This is a genomic window from Streptomyces netropsis (assembly GCF_014203545.1).
GTDB classification, from domain to species: Bacteria; Actinomycetota; Actinomycetes; order Streptomycetales; family Streptomycetaceae; genus Streptomyces; species Streptomyces netropsis.
Window position 1 is genome coordinate 877,543 of the sequence record NZ_JACHJG010000001.1, and the last position, 16,773, is coordinate 894,315.

Below are 16,773 nucleotides of genomic sequence, written 5' to 3' on the forward strand. Positions count from 1 at the left end.
CGTCTTGCCGCCCGCGGCGGCGGGCGCCCTGCGGGCGCGTCCTCAATCGCCGGACGGGCTTGAGAGCAAGCCCGTCCGGCGATTGAGGACACAGCACGGCAGCCCGTCCGGCGATTGAGGGCACCGCCGCGCGGCGGAGGGGCGACGCCACGGCCGGCCAGCCCCCCGCGTTGGGGCCGGGCGCGCGGGCGGGGGATAGTGGTAACCGTGAGCGCAGCCGTTCCCCACCCCCGCCCCGTATCCCAGCCCGCCCCGCGCACCGGCAGCGGCGCCAGACGCAGCGTCGGCGTCGCCCTGCTCTTCGGCGCGCTCGGCGCCGCGCTCGTCCTGCTCTCCGGCGGCCGCACCTGGGCCGAGGGCACCGCCGCCGTGGCCCAGGGCAGCGTCGTCCGGCAGGCCAGCGGCCAGGACGTCAGCGGCCTGCCCGGCGCGCTGGCCATCGTCGGCCTCGCCGCGCTGGTCGCCGTCTTCGCCGTACGCGGCGCCGGCCGGATCGCCGTCGCCGCGCTGCTCGCCCTGAGCGGCGCCGGCGTGATCGCGGGCGCCTTCGGCGGTGTCTCCGACACCGCCGCCCTGGAGGAGAAGGCCAGCAAGGTCGGCGGCCTCACCGACGGCGCCATCGAGAACGTCACCCACACCGCCTGGCCGTGGGTCGCCCTCGTCGGCGGCGTGCTGCTGCTCCTCGCCGGACTGCTCGCCCTGCGCTACGGCCGCCACTGGCCCGCCATGTCCGGCCGCTACGAGCGCGACGGCACCCCCCGCCCGCGCCGCGCCCGCACCGCCCCCGACCCGGACCGCCCCGAGGAGCTGTGGAAGGCCCTCGACCGCGGCGAGGACCCCACCGGCGAAACCACCGGGGACACCCCCCGGACGTAGCCGGGAAAGACACGCCCACCCCAGCTCAAGGCAGCCCCGGCCGTCGGGGACAATGGCATCGAGCGTTCTCTCTGCGCCCGCAGGCGCGATACAGCAACGAGGAGTCATACTCATGTCGGGTAGCAGCCACGGACACACTCCGGCCGCCTGGACCGGTGTCACCATCGCCTTCATCGGCTTCTGCATCTCCGGCGCGTTCACGGTGATGGCCAAGCCGATGGGCTTCTGGGCCGGAATGGTCGTGATCGCCCTCGGTGGCGTCGTCGGCATGGGCATGCGGGCCGCGGGCCTGGGCCAGGCCCCCAAGCGCCCCGCCCGTGCGCAGTCGCACGCGCAGACGCAGGGCTGACCCTCCGCACTTCGCGAACACCCACTCGCCGCCGCCCGGCACACCACGGGCGGCACCGCGGGCGCACATGGCGCGGCCCGGGCCCGTACGGCTGTATGTACGCGGGCCCTGAGCTGCGCCTTCGTCGTTCCCGGGGGAGACTCGACGGTGTGAGGGACCACGCGAGCCGTCCTCGGGATGCCGGGGCCCCCGGCGGCACCACCGCCCCGCCCGAGCCCCTGGCGCACCGCCTCGCCGCCCCGCTCGGCGTCGCGGCGGCGCTTGCCACGGCCGCCGGCTACGTCGGCGCCGTGGACCCCAACGAGCCCGGCCACTACCCGGTCTGCCCGCTGCTGCACCACACCGGGCTGTACTGCCCCGGCTGCGGCGGGCTGCGCGGCGTCCACGCCCTCGCCCACGGCGATCTGACCACCGCGCTCGGCGCGAACGCCCTGGCCGTCGCCGGCTACGCGGCCTTCGCCGTGTTCTGGGCCGTGTGGCTGGCCAGGGCCCTGCGGGCGGTTCCCGCCGGGCCCGTACGGACCCGCCCCGGTCACTGGTGGGCGCTGGGCGGTGTCGTCCTCGTCTTCACCGTCGTACGGAACCTGCCGTTCGGGTCGGCTCTGATCCCATGAATGTCCACCTGGCGGGACCTGCGTCAACCGGATGCGGGACCTTCGCCCTACGGCAAGTACCATCGCAAGTCCTGGTGGGGTGATTTCCAGCCGCCAGCCCAGACCATCCGAGTCCGGAAGGGGGCCGCTCGCGTGAGTGTGCTCGACGAGATCATCGACGGTGTCCGTGCCGACCTCGCGGAGCGGCAGGCGCGCGTCACCCTCGACGAGCTCAAGCAGCGGGCCGCCAAGGCCCCGCAGGCCAAGGACGGCGTCGCGGCCCTCAAGGGCGAGAACGTCACCGTCATCTGCGAGGTCAAGCGCTCCAGCCCCTCCAAGGGCGCGCTCGCCGCGATCGCCGACCCCGCCGGACTCGCCGCGGACTACGAGGCGGGCGGCGCGGCCGTCATCAGCGTGCTGACCGAGCAGCGCCGCTTCGGCGGCTCGCTCGCCGATCTGGAGGCCGTCCGGGCCCGGGTCGACATCCCCGTCCTGCGCAAGGACTTCATCGTCACCGCCTACCAGCTGTGGGAGGCCCGCGCGTACGGGGCCGACCTGGCCCTTCTGATCGTCGCCGCCCTCGAGCAGGAGGCCCTGGTCTCCCTCATCGAGCGGGCCGAGTCGATCGGCCTCACCCCGCTGGTCGAGGTGCACGACGAGGAAGAGGTCCAGCGCGCGGTCGACGCCGGCGCCCGGATCATCGGCGTCAACGCCCGCAACCTCAAGACCCTCGAGGTCGACCGCGATAACTTCGCCCGCGTCGCGCCCGAGATCCCGGACCACATCGTCAAGATCGCCGAGTCCGGGGTGCGCGGCCCGCACGACCTCATCGCCTACGCCAACGAAGGCGCCGACGCGGTGCTCGTCGGCGAGTCCCTGGTCACCGGCCGTGACCCGCGCGGCGCGGTCGCCGACCTCGTCGCCGCCGGCGCGCACCCCGCCCTGCGGCACGGCAGGGGCTGACCCCTCCCATGATCCGCCGCCGCAGCCGTCCGGGGCCGAGCACGCACTCGGCCCCCGTCGGCATGGCGGCGTACGCGCGACTCGCCCGCGGCTGCCGCCCCCGCGGCTGCCGCGCGCCCGCCCGCCGGGTCCACGGCCGCCGGGTGCGCTACCACATCGGCTGTGAGCCGGGTCAGATCAACGGCATGCGATGGCGTCGCCCCACGATGCGCACGACGACGGACCGCACCCACCGCGCCACGGCCTAGGGTGTGTCCGCGAAGTCGCGCCTGGCCCGCGACGCCTGGCACTGGGGGCACCTCCCAGCGGTAGCTGGGGGAGCTCGCTGCGTTGTCGGGCTCGCCCGAGTACGCCCAGTACGAGGGCGACCCTCCGCCTTGCGATCGCACGCACCAGACGCCGCCGGCCACGCCCTTCGGGCGTACGCCGCGACTTCACGGACACACCCTGCCGCGCGCGGAAGTCGCGGTCGGCGGTCGTCCTCTCCGCATAGCGTGATGCCCGTCCATCGAGACCTAGCGGGGCCCGCGGGCCCCGACTGAGGAGTACGTCGGATGTCGTCTGACTTCTTCATCCCGGACCCGGAGGGTCACATCCCGAGCCCCGAGGGCTACTTCGGCGCCTTCGGTGGCAAATTCATCCCCGAGGCGCTCGTCGCCGCCGTCGACGAGGTCGCCGCGGAGTACGAGAAGGCGAAGGCGGACCCCGCCTTCGCGGCCGAGCTCAACGAACTGATGGTCAATTACACCGGTCGGCCGAGCGCCCTGACCGAGGTGGCGCGCTTCGCCGAACACGCGGGCGGCGCCCGGGTGTTCCTCAAGCGCGAGGACCTCAACCACACCGGCTCCCACAAGATCAACAATGTGCTGGGCCAGGCGCTGCTCACCAAGCGCATGGGCAAGACCCGCGTCATCGCCGAGACCGGCGCCGGACAGCACGGCGTTGCCACCGCGACCGCCTGCGCGCTCTTCGGCCTGGAATGCACCATCTACATGGGCGAGGTCGACACCGAGCGCCAGGCGCTCAACGTCGCCCGGATGCGGATGCTCGGCGCCGAGGTCATCGCGGTGAAGTCCGGCAGCCGCACCCTCAAGGACGCCATCAACGAGGCGTTCCGCGACTGGGTCGCCAACGTCGACCGCACCCACTACCTCTTCGGCACCGTCGCCGGCCCGCACCCCTTCCCGGCGCTGGTGCGCGACTTCCACCGGGTCATCGGCGTCGAGGCGCGCCGCCAGATCCTCGAGCGGACGGGCCGCCTCCCGGACGCCGCCGTGGCGTGCGTCGGCGGCGGGTCCAACGCCATCGGCCTCTTCCACGCCTTCCTGCCCGACACCGGTGTCCGGCTGATCGGCTGCGAGCCGGGCGGACACGGCGTGGACAGCGGCGAGCACGCGGCCACCCTCACCGCCGGCACCCCCGGCATCCTGCACGGCTCCCGCAGCTACGTCCTCCAGGACGAGGACGGCCAGATCACCGAGCCGTACTCGATCTCCGCCGGGCTCGACTACCCCGGCATCGGCCCGGAGCACTCGTACCTCAAGGACCTCGGCCGCGCCGAGTACCGCGCCGTCACCGACGACGAGGCCATGCAGGCGATGCGGCTGCTGTCGCGCACCGAGGGCATCATCCCCGCGATCGAGAGCGCCCACGCGCTCGCGGGCGCCCTCGACCTCGGCAAGGAGCTCGGCCCGGACGGCCTCGTCCTGGTCAACCTCTCCGGGCGCGGCGACAAGGACATGGACACCGCCGCGCGCTACTTCGGGCTGTACGACAACGACGCTGCGGGGGCGAAGTGATGGCGGGCAACATCGAACTGCTCAGCTCCGTACTGGCCACGGCCAAGGCCGAGGGGCGCGCCGCGCTCGTCGGCTACCTCCCGGCCGGCTTCCCGACCGTGGACGACGGCGTACGGGCCGTCACCGCCATGGTCGAGGGCGGCTGTGACGTCGTCGAGGTCGGGCTGCCGCACAGCGACCCGGTCCTGGACGGCCCGGTCATCCAGACCGCCGACGACATCGCCCTGCGCGGCGGCGTCAAGATCGTCGATGTGATCCGCACGGTCCGCGAGGCCCACGCCGCGACGGGCGCCCCGGTGCTCTGCATGACCTACTGGAACCCCGTCGACGCCTACGGGGTCGAGCGGTTCGCCGCCGATCTCGCCGAGGCCGGGGGAGCGGGCTGCATCCTGCCGGACCTGCCGGTCGAGGAGTCCGAGGTGTGGCGCAAGGCCGCCGAACAGCACGGCCTGGCCACCGTGTTCGTCGTCGCGCCCAGCAGCCGCGACGAGCGGCTCGCCAAGATCACGGCAGCGGGCAGCGGCTTCGTCTACGCGGCCTCGCTGATGGGCGTCACCGGCACCCGTGAGTCCGTCGGGCAGGAGGCCCAGGATCTGGTGCGGCGCACGCGGGCGGTCACCGAGCTGCCGGTCTGCGTCGGACTCGGCGTCTCCAACGCCCGGCAGGCCGAGCAGGTCGCCCAGTTCGCCGACGGCGTCATCGTCGGATCGGCCTTCGTGAAGCGGCTGTTGGACGCTCCCGACCTGGAGACGGGCCTGGCCGGAGTACGCGCACTGGCGGGTGAACTCGCCGCGGGCGTCGCCAAGCGCGCGTAATCCGTTTGAAGGAAAACGCGGCCGGGGGCGCGCATGGGCGCGCCCCCGGTTCGTTGTAGCGGGATGTGAGCCAGAAGAACAGCGACGGAAAGCGCAGCGCCCGCGAGCGGCTGCAGGAACAGCGTCAGAGGGAGGAGTCCCGCGCCAAGCGCAAGCGGGCCCTGATCGCGGGGGCCGTGGTCGTGGGCGTCCTGGGAATCGCGGCCGGGGTCGGCGTTCTGGTGGCGGGCGCCGGCAAGGACAAGAAGGAGAGCGCCGGGCCGCTCGTCCACCCGCAGGGCGCGATGGGCAAGGACGCCGTCACCATCCCGGTCGGCAAGCCCGCCTCCAAGGCCACCCTCAGCGTCTACGAGGACTTCCGCTGCCCCGGCTGCGCCCAGTTCGAGAACGCCTTCCGCGACACGATCCACGCCCTGGAGGCCAAGGGCCAGCTGAAGACCGAGTATCACCTCGTCACACTGATCGACAACAACCTCGGCGGCACCGGCTCGCTCAATGCGGCGAACGCGGCGGCGTGCGCGCAGGACGTGGGCAAGTTCTCCGCCTACCACGACCTGCTCTACAAGAACCAGCCGGCGGAGACCGACGACGCCTTCGGCAAGAAGGCGCGCCTGCTGGAGCTGGCCGGCCAGGTCCCGGGCCTGGACACCCCGGCGTTCCGTACGTGTGTGAACGAGGGCACCCACGACAGCTGGGTGAAGAAGTCCCACGAGGCCTTCGGCAAGTCCGCCTACCACGCCACCCCGACCGTCCTCCTCGACGGCAAGAGCATCTACGGCGACCAGGCCAACCCGCTCACCCCCGAGAAGCTGCGGCAGATGGTCGCGGGGGCGGCCAAGAACTGAGACCCCCAGGGGCCGCTGCCGACGGCGCGACGGCCCCTGTGACGCCCGGCGGCCGGAGGGCCGTTACGCAGCCGTTGCGCCGGGTGGGTTGCCGTGGCCGCGTCCCGGCAAGGTAGCGTCGGTGCTGCCATGGACATCGCTTACATTCCCAGCCCGTCGACCGGTGTGATCCACCTCGGACCGGTCCCGCTGCGCGGCTATGCCTTCTGCATCATCATCGGCGTCTTCGTCGCCGTCTGGCTCGGCAACCGGCGCTGGATCGCGCGCGGTGGGCGGACCGGGACGGTCGCCGACATCGCCGTGTGGGCGGTGCCCTTCGGGCTCGTCGGCGGCCGCCTCTATCACGTGATCACCGACTACGAGCTGTACTTCGGTGAGGGGCGGGACTGGGTCAACGCCTTCAAGATCTGGGAGGGCGGGCTCGGCATCTGGGGTGCCGTCGCGCTCGGCGCGGTGGGCGCCTGGATCGGCTGCCGACGCCGCGGGATCCCGCTCCCGGCCTGGGCGGACGCGCTGGCGCCCGGCCTCGCGGTGGCGCAGGCCATCGGCCGCTGGGGCAACTGGTTCAACCAGGAGCTCTACGGCAAGGCCACGGACCTGCCGTGGGCACTGAAGATCGACGCGGACCCCGGGATCGGGCGGATCGCGGGGACGTACCACCCGACGTTCCTGTACGAGTCGCTGTGGTGCCTCGGCGTCGCGGCGCTGGTCATCTGGGCGGACCGCCGGTTCACGCTCGGCCACGGCCGGGCCTTCGCCCTGTACGTCGCGGCGTACACGGTGGGCCGCTTCTGGATCGAGTACCTGCGCGTCGACGACGCCCACCACCTGCTGGGCCTGCGGCTCAACGGCTGGACCTCGATCGTCGTGTTCCTCGCCGCGATCGTCTACATGATCGTCTCCGCGAAGCTCCGGCCCGGCCGGGAGACCGTGGTGGAGCCCGCGGCCGCCGAGGACGGCCCCGAGCCCACGCCCGGCGACAAGGCGGGGACGGCGCAGAGCGCCGCCGGGAAGCCGGCCGCGAAGCCGGTCAAGGAGCTGCCGCGCAAGCCGGTCAAGAAGCCCGGCGAGAAGCCGGCGGACACCCCGTCCGGCCCGGCGGACCCCGCCAAGGGCGCCGGCACGGCCGCCGGTTCCGACGCGTCGGCCGACAAGCCGGGCAAGAAGCTCTGACCCGAGACGTCGTCACCCCCGAGGGCCGCCGGACCGCCAAGGTCCGGCGGCCCTCGGGCATTTCCGGGGGAATTTTTCCGGGCCTCCCGCGTTTGTGCAGGTCAGAGAGGTAAGTTCGGCCTTCCTTGCTAGCGGATCACCGCAATTCGTGCGTACCTTCGACTCATTGAGGGGCGGGCGGCAGGCCCACCCCTGGGGAAGGGAGCACGAGCGAAGATGTCTGTCCTCGATACGGCTGAGGCACCGCACATAGCGCACCGAGACAACCACACGCACCGCGATGTGAACGGCGGCTGGCTGCGACCCGCGGTCTTCGGGGCCATGGACGGACTGGTCTCCAACGTGGCCCTCATGACGGGCGTCGCGGGCGGTTCCGCGTCTTCGCAGACGATCGTGATCACCGGGCTGGCCGGGCTCGCGGCCGGTGCCTTCTCCATGGCGGCCGGTGAGTACACCTCGGTCGCCTCCCAGCGCGAGCTGGTGCTGGCCGAGCTGGACGTGGAGCGGCGCGAGCTGCGCAAGCACCCCGCCGACGAGCTCCAGGAGCTCGCCGCGCTGTACGAGTCCCGCGGCGTCGAGCCCCACCTCGCACGGGAGGTCGCCCGGCAGCTGTCCGCCGACCCCGAGCAGGCGCTGGAGATCCACGCGCGCGAGGAGCTCGGCATCGACCCCTCCGACCTGCCGTCGCCGACGGTCGCCGCGGTCTCGTCCTTCGGCTCGTTCGCCCTGGGCGCCCTGCTGCCCGTGCTGCCGTATCTGCTGGGCGCCACCCAGCTGTGGCCCGCGGTGCTGCTCGCCCTGCTGGGACTGTTCGCGTGCGGTGCCGTGGTGGCGCGGGTGACGGCGCGGTCGTGGTGGTTCAGCGGGCTGCGCCAGCTGCTGCTGGGCGGAGCCGCGGCGGGTGTGACGTACGTCCTGGGTATTGCCTTCGGCGCCACCTTGGGGTGATGCTTTATGCGCGCAGCCGCATAACATGCAGGTAACCCCGCTGTTTCAAGTCCGCGCGGTCCGGGCATAGACCGGAAGCGCCGCAGGCAATGTCGCCACCGGCTGCACAGACGTCCGGTACGAGCCGGGCCGGGCGCTCCCACCACTCCAGGGATGCCCCGCCTCGCGCACACGGTGTCCACATGCTGGAATGAAGTAGCCCGCCTTTCGAGAAGCGGGTCATCCTGTAACCTGCACCAAATTCTTTCGCAGAGGGCCAACGTCGTCCCTCGGCACCACAAATGCCATGACGACGACGGGAGAGCCGATGCGCCCCTTTTTTGCCGCATCCCACCCCGCCCAGCAGGGGATGTACGACCCGCGCAATGAGCACGACGCCTGTGGCGTGGGCTTTGTCGCGACCCTGACCGGCGAGGCGAGCCATGCGCTCGTGGAGCAGGCCCTCACCGTCCTGCGCAATCTGGAACACCGCGGCGCCACCGGCTCCGAGCCCGACTCCGGGGACGGCGCGGGCATTCTTATGCAGGTCCCCGACGCCTTCCTGCGCGAGAGCGTCACCTTCGACCTCCCCGAGGCGGGCGCGTACGCCGTCGGCATCGCCTTCCTCCCCGCGGGGGAGGACGGGGCGGGCCCGCAGGCGGACGCCGCCGTCTCACAGATCGAGGCCATCGCCGCCGAGGAGGGCCTCACCGTCCTCGGCTGGCGCGAGGTTCCCGTCGCTCCCGAACTGCTCGGCAACGGCGCGCGCACCACCATGCCCGCCTTCCGCCAGCTCTTCGTCACGGATCAGCCCGGCGTCACGGATCAGCCCGGCGTTTCGGATCAGCACGGCGCGACCGACGGCGCGAGCACCGGCCTCGCCCTCGACCGCAAGGCCTTCGTCCTGCGCAAGCGCGCCGAGCGGGAGGCGGGTGTCTACTTCCCCTCCCTCTCCGCCCGCACCATCGTCTACAAGGGCATGCTCACCACCGGGCAGCTGGAGCCGTTCTTCCCGGACCTCTCCGACCGCCGCTGCGCCACCGCCATCGCCCTGGTGCACTCCCGGTTCTCCACCAACACCTTCCCCTCCTGGCCGCTCGCCCACCCGTACCGCTTCGTCGCCCACAACGGCGAGATCAACACGGTCAAGGGCAACCGCAACTGGATGCGGGCCCGCGAGTCCCAGCTGGCGAGCGAGCTGTTCGGGGACCTGGACCTGGAGCGGATCTTCCCCGTCTGCACCCCGGACGCCTCCGACTCGGCCTCCTTCGACGAGGTGCTCGAACTCCTCCACCTCGGCGGCCGCTCGCTGCCGCACAGCGTGCTGATGATGGTCCCCGAGGCCTGGGAGAACCACGCCTCCATGGACCCGGCCCGGCGCGCCTTCTACCAGTACCACTCCACCCTGATGGAGCCCTGGGACGGCCCGGCCTGCGTCACCTTCACCGACGGCACCCTCGTCGGCGCCGTCCTCGACCGCAACGGCCTGCGCCCCGGCCGCTACTGGGTCACCGACGACGGCCTCGTCGTCCTCTCCTCCGAGGTCGGCGTCCTCGACATCGACCCCGCCAAGGTCGTCCGCAAGGGCCGCCTCCAGCCCGGCCGGATGTTCCTCGTCGACACCGCCCAGCACCGCATCATCGAGGACGACGAGATCAAGGCGGAGCTCGCCGCCGAGCGGCCCTACGCCGAATGGCTGGAGAGCGGCCTGATCGACCTGGCCGACCTCCCCGAGCGCGAGCACATCGTGCACACCCACGCCTCGGTCACCCGCCGCCAGCAGACCTTCGGCTACACCGAGGAAGAGCTGCGCGTCATCCTCGCGCCCATGGCCAAGGCCGGTGCCGAGCCCATCGGCTCGATGGGCACCGACTCGCCCATCGCCGCCCTCTCCGAGCGCCCCCGGCTGCTCTTCGACTACTTCACCCAGCTCTTCGCGCAGGTCACGAACCCGCCGCTGGACGCCATCCGCGAGGAACTGGTCACCTCGTTGATCTCCTCCCTCGGCCCGCAGCGCAATCTGCTGGAGCCGACCGCCGCGTCCTGTCGCAGCGTCACCCTGCCCTTCCCCGTCATCGACAACGACGAGCTGGCCAAGCTCATCCACATCAACGCCGACGGCGACCTGCCCGGCCTCAAGGCCGCCACCCTCTCCGGCCTCTACCGGGTCAGCGGCGGCGGCGAGGCGCTCGCCGCCCGGATCACCGCGATCCACGCCGAGGTCGACGCCGCCATCGAGGACGGCGCCCGCCTGATCGTCCTGTCCGACCGGCACTCGGACGCCGAGCACGCACCGATCCCCTCCCTGCTGCTCACCTCCGCCGTCCACCACCACCTCATCCGCACCAAGCAGCGCACCCAGGTGGGCCTGCTGGTCGAGGCCGGTGACGTCCGCGAGGTGCACCACGTCGCGCTGCTCGTCGGCTACGGCGCCGCCGCCGTCAACCCCTACCTGGCGATGGAGTCCGTCGAGGACCTGGTCCGGGCCGGCACCTTCCTGCCCGGCATCGAGCCCGAGACCGCCATCCGCAACCTCATATACGCCCTCGGCAAGGGCGTGCTGAAGGTGATGTCCAAGATGGGCATCTCCACCGTCGCCTCCTACCGCGGCGCGCAGGTCTTCGAGGCCGTCGGCCTCGACGAGACCTTCGTCGACACCTACTTCCACGGCACCGCCACCAAGATCGGCGGCGCCGGCCTGGACGTCGTCGCCCAGGAGGTCGCGGCCCGCCACGCCAAGGCCTACCCGGCCACCGGCATCGCCGCGACGCACCGCCGGCTGGACATCGGCGGCGAGTACCAGTGGCGCCGCGAGGGCGAGCCGCACCTCTTCGACCCCGACACGGTCTTCCGCCTCCAGCACTCCACCCGCTCCCGGCGCTACGACATCTTCAAGCAGTACACCGAGCGCGTGAACGAGCAGTCCCAGCGGCTGATGACCTTGCGCGGGCTGTTCGCGCTCAAGGGCGACCGCACCCCCGTGCCCCTCGACGAGGTCGAGCCCGTCAGCGAGATCGTCAAGCGCTTCTCCACCGGCGCCATGTCGTACGGCTCGATCTCCCGCGAGGCCCACGAGACCCTCGCCATCGCCATGAACCAGCTGGGCGCCAAGTCCAACACCGGCGAGGGCGGCGAGGACCCCGACCGCCTCTACGACCCGGCCCGGCGCTCCAGCATCAAGCAGGTCGCCTCCGGCCGCTTCGGCGTCACCAGCGAATACCTGGTCAACTCCGACGACATCCAGATCAAGATGGCGCAGGGCGCCAAGCCCGGCGAAGGCGGCCAGCTGCCCGGTCACAAGGTCTACCCCTGGGTGGCCAAGACCCGGCACTCCACCCCCGGCGTCGGCCTGATCTCCCCGCCCCCGCACCACGACATCTACTCCATCGAGGACCTCGCCCAGCTGATCCACGACCTGAAGAACGCCAACCCGGCGGCCCGCATCCATGTGAAGCTGGTCTCCGAGGTCGGCGTCGGCACGGTCGCGGCGGGCGTCTCCAAGGCCCACGCCGACGTCGTGCTGATCTCCGGCCACGACGGCGGCACGGGCGCCTCCCCGCTGACCTCGCTCAAGCACGCCGGCGGCCCCTGGGAGCTCGGCCTCGCCGAGACCCAGCAGACCCTGCTCCTCAACGGCCTGCGCGACCGCATCGTCGTGCAGACCGACGGCCAGCTCAAGACCGGCCGCGACGTGATCATCGCCGCCCTCCTCGGCGCCGAGGAGTTCGGCTTCGCGACCGCCCCCCTGGTCGTCTCCGGCTGCGTCATGATGCGCGTCTGCCACCTGGACACCTGCCCGGTCGGCATCGCCACCCAGAACCCGGTGCTGCGCGAGCGGTTCTCCGGCAAGGCCGAATTCGTCGTCAACTTCTTCGAGTTCATCGCCGAGGAGGTCCGCGAACTCCTCGCCGAGCTGGGCTTCCGCACCCTGGAGGAGGCCGTCGGCCACGCCGAACTCCTCGACACGGCCAAGGCCGTGACCCACTGGAAGGCCCAGGGCCTGGACCTGGCACCGCTGCTGCACGTGCCCGAGCTGCCCGCCGGCGCCGTCCGGCACCGGGTCACCGAGCAGGACCACGGCCTGGCCAAGGCCCTCGACAACGAGCTGATCGAGCTCGCCGCCGACGCCCTCGCCGCCGGGTCCGCCGAGGACGCCCAGCCCGTACGGGCCCAGGTCGCGATCCGCAACATCAACCGCACCGTCGGCACCATGCTCGGCCACGAGGTGACCAAGAAGTTCGGCGGCGCGGGACTGCCCGACGACACCATCGACATCACCTTCACCGGCTCCGCCGGCCAGTCCTTCGGCGCCTTCCTGCCGCGCGGCGTCACGCTGCGCCTGGAGGGCGACGCCAATGACTACGTCGGCAAGGGCCTCTCCGGCGGCCGCGTCGTCGTCCGCCCCGACCGCGGCGCCGACCACCTCGCCGAGTACTCCGTCATCGCCGGCAACACCCTCGCCTACGGAGCCACCGGCGGCGAGATGTACCTCCGCGGCCGCGTCGGCGAACGGTTCTGCGTCCGCAACTCCGGCGCCACCGTCGTCTCCGAGGGCGTGGGCGACCACGGCTGCGAGTACATGACGGGCGGCCGGGCCGTCGTCCTCGGCGAGACCGGACGCAACTTCGCGGCCGGCATGTCCGGCGGCGTCGCGTACGTCATCGACCTGGACCCCCACAACGTCAACAAGGAGCTGACCGCCGCCGTCGACACCCTCGACGCCGACGACCGGCAGTGGCTGCACGACGTCGTGCGCCGCCACCACGAGGAGACCGCCTCCACCGTCGCGGCGAAGCTCCTCGCCGACTGGGACACGGCCGTGACCCGCTTCAGCAAGGTCATCCCGGCCACGTACAAGGCAGTGCTCGCCGCCAAGGACGCCGCCGAGCGAGCGGGGCTCTCCGAGACGGAGACCCACGAGAAGATGATGGAGGCGGCGACTCATGGCTGACCCCAAGGGCTTCCTGACCACCGGCCGCGAGGTCGCCCGTACCCGCCCCGCCGGCGAGCGCGTCAAGGACTGGAACGAGGTCTACGTCCCCGGCTCACTGCTGCCGATCATCGGCAAGCAGGCCGGGCGCTGCATGGACTGCGGCATCCCGTTCTGCCACAACGGCTGTCCGCTCGGGAACCTCATCCCCGAGTGGAACGACTACGCCTACCGCGAGGACTGGCGGGCGGCCAGCGAGCGGCTGCACGCCACCAACAACTTCCCCGAGTTCACCGGCCGGCTGTGCCCCGCGCCGTGCGAGTCCGCCTGCGTGCTGGGCATCAACCAGCCCGCCGTCACCATCAAGAACGTCGAAGTCACCATCATCGACAAGGCCTGGGACACCGGCGACGTCACCCCGCAGCCGCCCGAGCGGCTGTCCGGCAAGACCGTCGCGGTCATCGGCTCCGGCCCGGCGGGCCTCGCCGCCGCCCAGCAGCTGACCCGGGCCGGCCACACCGTGGCCGTGTACGAGCGCGCCGACCGCATCGGCGGGCTGCTGCGCTACGGCATCCCCGAGTTCAAGATGGAGAAGCGGCACATCAACCGCCGCATCGAGCAGATGCGCGCGGAGGGCACCAAGTTCCGTACGGAGGTGGAGATCGGCCGGGACATCGACGCCGCGAAGCTGCGCAAGCGCTACGACGCCGTCGTGATCGCCGCCGGTGCCACGACCTCGCGTGACCTGCCGGTGCCCGGTCGTGGGCTCAACGGCATCCACTTCGCCATGGAGTACCTGCCCGTCGCCAACAAGGTGCAGGAGGGCGACCTGACGGTCTCCCCGATCAGCGCCGAGGGCAAGCACGTCGTCGTCATCGGCGGCGGCGACACCGGCGCCGACTGCGTCGGCACGGCCCACCGCCAGGGCGCGGCCTCCGTCACCCAGCTGGAGATCATGCCCAGGCCGGGGGAGGAGCGGAACGCGAACCAGCCGTGGCCCACGTTCCCCATGCTCTACAAGGTCACCTCCGCGCACGAGGAGGGCGGCGAGCGGGTCTACTCCGTCTCCACCACCCACTTCGAGGGCGACGAGGACGGCAACGTCCAGTGGCTGCACCTGATCGAGGTGGAGTTCACCGGCGGCAAGCCGGAGCAGAAGCCCGGCACCGAGCGGCGGATCCCCGCCCAGCTGGTCACCCTCGCCATGGGCTTCACCGGCACCGACCGGGAGAACGGCCTCGTCGACCAGTTCGGCCTGGAGCTGGACGAGCGCGGCAACATCGCGCGCGACGGCGAGTACGCCACGAACGTGCCGGGTGTGTTCGTCGCGGGCGACGCGGGCCGCGGCCAGTCGCTCATCGTGTGGGCCATCGCCGAAGGCCGCTCCGCGGCCCGCGGTGTGGACCGCTTCCTCACCGGCACCAGCACGCTGCCGGCACCGGTGCGGCCGACGGACCGTGCACTGACGGTCTGACCCGGCCGACTCCCGGCGGCCTTCGGCCCGCCGGGCCCCTGCACGCGGCGCCCGCCTTTCCCCGACCGGGGGCGGGCGCCGCGGTCATTCCCGGGGCTCCGCCCGGACCCAGGTCCTCGAACGCCGCGAAGGGGCGGGTAGGGGAAGTCCCTCCTCAGCCGTCCAGCTTCCGCGCCACCAGGTCCCGGAACTCCACCCGCGCGTCCTCCGTGTACACCCCCACGTTCCCCTTCAGCAGCGGGCGCTCCCGGTCCTCGAAGGCGACCAGCCCCCGACCGTCCACGCTGACCTCCATCCGGGCCCCCCGCTGGGCGACCCGGACGTCGGACCACGAGCCGATCGGGAACTTCCCGCCCCCGGTCGCCAGGAAGCGCTGCCCCCCGGGGTAGGCGGGGTCGCGCTTGCCCAGCTCCCAGCCGTTCGGCTTGAGGGTGATGTAGTAGAAGTGCTCCGGGTCGGTGTACGCCCAGACCAGCCACGGCACCTCCCACGGGTTGGGCCGGGGCACGCGCAGCTGGGCGACCGTCCGCATCCTGGCGCGGAAGTCCACGTCGGTGTACGCGGCGGTGGAGACGATCAGCCCCGCGTGGGTCTCCTCGGGCACCCGGGACGGCATGGGGGAGAGGGCCAGGGCGTCCTCGCTGCCCACGTTGTCCCCGTGGCCGTCGAACACCGACCGCCACGGACCGTGGACCGACCCCTCGGCCCACGGCCGGTCCGGCGCGTCGTCACCGCCTCCCCACAGACCGTTCACCGCGAAGGCGACGCCCACGAGCACGGCGGCGGCGAGCAGCGTGAGACCGAGGAGCCGGTGAACTCTCGTCATGCCGTCGAGTATGACCCCGGACCGTCGGGGCGACTGGCGATCAGCGGACCCGACGGCGGTTCCGTCCCGGCGTCCGCCCCGAAGTCCTCGGCGAGTTGGGCCACGATCCGGTCGGTGGCGTGCCCGTCCCCGAAGGGGTTCCCGGCGGTCGCCATCCGCTCGTACGCCTCCGCGTCATCCAAAAGGTGGACGGCCGCGTTGAGGATGACTTCCGGCTCGGTGCCCACCAGTTTCGCCGCGCCCGCCTCGACGGCCTCGGGCCGTTCGGTGGTCGTCCGCAGGACCAGGGCCGGCTTGGCGAGGCTCGGTGCCTCCTCCTGGATGCCGCCGGAATCGGTCAGTACGAGATCGCAGGCGGCGAGGGTCGCGGAGAAGTCGAGATAGCCCAGCGGCTCGACGACACGGATGTTCGGGTGGTCGGTCAGCTCCGGGAGCAGCGCGTCGCGGACGGCCGGGCTCTTGTGGAGCGGCACCACCATCTCGACGTCACCGCGGTCGGCGAGCCGCCGCATGGCCTTGCCCATGGCCCGCATCTTGTCGCCCTGGTTCTCCCGGCGGTGCAGGGTGAGCAGGACCCGCCGCAGCTCCGTGCGGAAGAGGCTGTGCCCGGTGCCCTCCTCGAGCACCCACAGCAGGTTGTCGATGACGGTGTTGCCGGTGGTGAACACCTGGGTGGCCGGGACGCCCTCGGCGGTCAGGTGCTGGGCGGCGCGGGGCGTGGGGGCGAAGTGCCAGCGGGCGAGCCGCCCGATGAGCCGCCGGTTGGCCTCCTCGGGGAAGGGGTTGTCCAGCACCCCCGTGCGCAGCCCGGCCTCCACGTGGGCGACGGGGATGTGTTCGTAGAAGGCGGCGAGCGCGCCGGTCAGCGCGGTGGTGGTGTCGCCCTGGACGACGACGAGGTCCGGGCGCTGCTCGCGGACCACGTCGCCGAGGCCGTCGACGAGCCGGGCCGTCAGCTTCGAGAGGTCCTGCCGGTCGCGCATCACGTCGAGTTCCGTGCGGACCTCGACCCGCAGGAGGTCCAGCATCTGGTGCAGCATCTCGCGGTGCTGGCCGGTGGTGACGACGATGGGTTCGAAGAGCGGGGAGGCGGCCATGGCGCGGGCCACGGGCGCCAGTTTGATGGCCTCCGGACGGGTGCCCAGTACGAGCATGGCCCGTACGGGCGCACTGATGATGTTCGGGGACATGGGTCTCCCTAGG

Annotated in this window: 14 protein-coding genes; 12 read left to right on the forward strand and 2 right to left on the reverse strand. The window is 72.2% G+C overall.

Annotated features, from left to right (window positions below):
- The first annotated feature begins 207 nt into the window (after positions 1-207).
- From FHS38_RS03985 to FHS38_RS04040, 12 genes are all read left to right on the forward strand, one after another.
- Positions 208-876 (forward strand): TIGR02234 family membrane protein, encoded by a 669-nt coding sequence (locus tag FHS38_RS03985; protein ID WP_184730634.1) that lies wholly within the window; start codon positions 208-210, stop codon positions 874-876.
- 112 nt (positions 877-988) lie between these two features.
- Positions 989-1,225, forward strand: a complete 237-nt coding sequence (locus FHS38_RS03990) for an HGxxPAAW family protein (RefSeq protein WP_184730636.1) — start codon at positions 989-991, stop codon at positions 1,223-1,225.
- Between the two features lie 149 nt (positions 1,226-1,374).
- The gene (locus tag FHS38_RS03995) at positions 1,375-1,839 is read left to right on the forward strand and encodes a DUF2752 domain-containing protein (RefSeq protein ID WP_373301745.1); all 465 of its coding nucleotides are present in this window, start codon (positions 1,375-1,377) and stop codon (positions 1,837-1,839) included.
- A 132-nt stretch (positions 1,840-1,971) separates the two neighbouring features.
- Positions 1,972-2,781, forward strand: coding sequence for an indole-3-glycerol phosphate synthase TrpC (trpC, locus tag FHS38_RS04000; RefSeq protein ID WP_184730640.1), 810 nt, complete (start codon positions 1,972-1,974; stop codon positions 2,779-2,781).
- Between the two features lie 62 nt (positions 2,782-2,843).
- Positions 2,844-3,029 carry a tryptophan biosynthesis modulator TrpM gene (gene trpM / locus FHS38_RS04005; RefSeq protein WP_184731140.1) on the forward strand — a complete coding sequence of 62 codons (186 nt, stop codon included), beginning with the start codon at positions 2,844-2,846 and terminating at the stop codon, positions 3,027-3,029.
- Between the two features lie 306 nt (positions 3,030-3,335).
- Positions 3,336-4,580 (forward strand): tryptophan synthase subunit beta, encoded by a 1,245-nt coding sequence (gene trpB / locus FHS38_RS04010; RefSeq protein ID WP_184730642.1) that lies wholly within the window; start codon positions 3,336-3,338, stop codon positions 4,578-4,580.
- A complete protein-coding gene (trpA, locus tag FHS38_RS04015) occupies positions 4,580-5,395 on the forward strand; it encodes a tryptophan synthase subunit alpha (RefSeq protein ID WP_184730643.1) in 816 nt (271 codons plus the stop codon). The genes trpB and trpA overlap by 1 nt, the downstream gene beginning before the upstream one ends.
- A gap of 65 nt (positions 5,396-5,460) precedes the next feature.
- The gene (locus tag FHS38_RS04020) at positions 5,461-6,240 is read left to right on the forward strand and encodes a DsbA family protein (protein ID WP_184730645.1); all 780 of its coding nucleotides are present in this window, start codon (positions 5,461-5,463) and stop codon (positions 6,238-6,240) included.
- Positions 6,241-6,369: 129 nt separating this feature from the next.
- Entirely contained in the window at positions 6,370-7,413 is a 1,044-nt protein-coding gene (gene lgt / locus FHS38_RS04025) for a prolipoprotein diacylglyceryl transferase (protein ID WP_184730647.1), read from the forward strand.
- A gap of 216 nt (positions 7,414-7,629) precedes the next feature.
- Positions 7,630-8,361: a VIT1/CCC1 transporter family protein gene (locus FHS38_RS04030; protein WP_184730649.1), complete on the forward strand. Its 732-nt coding sequence runs from the start codon at positions 7,630-7,632 to the stop codon at positions 8,359-8,361.
- 286 nt (positions 8,362-8,647) lie between these two features.
- Positions 8,648-13,291, forward strand: a complete 4,644-nt coding sequence (gltB, locus tag FHS38_RS04035) for a glutamate synthase large subunit (protein WP_229821854.1) — start codon at positions 8,648-8,650, stop codon at positions 13,289-13,291.
- Positions 13,284-14,744 carry a glutamate synthase subunit beta gene (locus FHS38_RS04040; protein WP_184730650.1) on the forward strand — a complete coding sequence of 487 codons (1,461 nt, stop codon included), beginning with the start codon at positions 13,284-13,286 and terminating at the stop codon, positions 14,742-14,744. The genes gltB and FHS38_RS04040 overlap by 8 nt, the downstream gene beginning before the upstream one ends.
- 154 nt (positions 14,745-14,898) lie before the next feature.
- Here FHS38_RS04040 and FHS38_RS04045 read toward each other — a convergent pair whose 3' ends face one another.
- Together FHS38_RS04045 and wecB are read right to left on the reverse strand one after the other, a co-directional pair.
- The gene (locus FHS38_RS04045; RefSeq protein WP_184730653.1) at positions 14,899-15,570 is read right to left on the reverse strand and encodes a LamG domain-containing protein; all 672 of its coding nucleotides are present in this window, start codon (positions 15,568-15,570) and stop codon (positions 14,899-14,901) included.
- Positions 15,567-16,760 (reverse strand): non-hydrolyzing UDP-N-acetylglucosamine 2-epimerase, encoded by a 1,194-nt coding sequence (wecB, locus tag FHS38_RS04050; protein ID WP_184730655.1) that lies wholly within the window; start codon positions 16,758-16,760, stop codon positions 15,567-15,569. Before wecB ends, FHS38_RS04045 begins: the two co-directional genes overlap by 4 nt.
- Between the last annotated feature and the right edge of the window lie 13 nt (positions 16,761-16,773).

What these genes read in the sequence shown, in the direction of transcription:
- trpA (WP_184730643.1), top strand. Translation starts at nt 4,580, where the DNA reads ATGGCGGGCAACATCGAACTGCTCAGCTCCGTACTGGCCACGGCCAAG.
- wecB (WP_184730655.1), bottom strand. Translation starts at nt 16,760, where the DNA reads ATGTCCCCGAACATCATCAGTGCGCCCGTACGGGCCATGCTCGTACTG.
- FHS38_RS04040 (WP_184730650.1), top strand. Translation starts at nt 13,284, where the DNA reads ATGGCTGACCCCAAGGGCTTCCTGACCACCGGCCGCGAGGTCGCCCGT.
- trpM (WP_184731140.1), top strand. Translation starts at nt 2,844, where the DNA reads ATGGCGGCGTACGCGCGACTCGCCCGCGGCTGCCGCCCCCGCGGCTGC.
- FHS38_RS03990 (WP_184730636.1), top strand. Translation starts at nt 989, where the DNA reads ATGTCGGGTAGCAGCCACGGACACACTCCGGCCGCCTGGACCGGTGTC.
- lgt (WP_184730647.1), top strand. Translation starts at nt 6,370, where the DNA reads ATGGACATCGCTTACATTCCCAGCCCGTCGACCGGTGTGATCCACCTC.
- FHS38_RS04030 (WP_184730649.1), top strand. Translation starts at nt 7,630, where the DNA reads ATGTCTGTCCTCGATACGGCTGAGGCACCGCACATAGCGCACCGAGAC.
- trpB (WP_184730642.1), top strand. Translation starts at nt 3,336, where the DNA reads ATGTCGTCTGACTTCTTCATCCCGGACCCGGAGGGTCACATCCCGAGC.
- FHS38_RS04045 (WP_184730653.1), bottom strand. Translation starts at nt 15,570, where the DNA reads ATGACGAGAGTTCACCGGCTCCTCGGTCTCACGCTGCTCGCCGCCGCC.
- gltB (WP_229821854.1), top strand. Translation starts at nt 8,648, where the DNA reads ATGACGACGACGGGAGAGCCGATGCGCCCCTTTTTTGCCGCATCCCAC.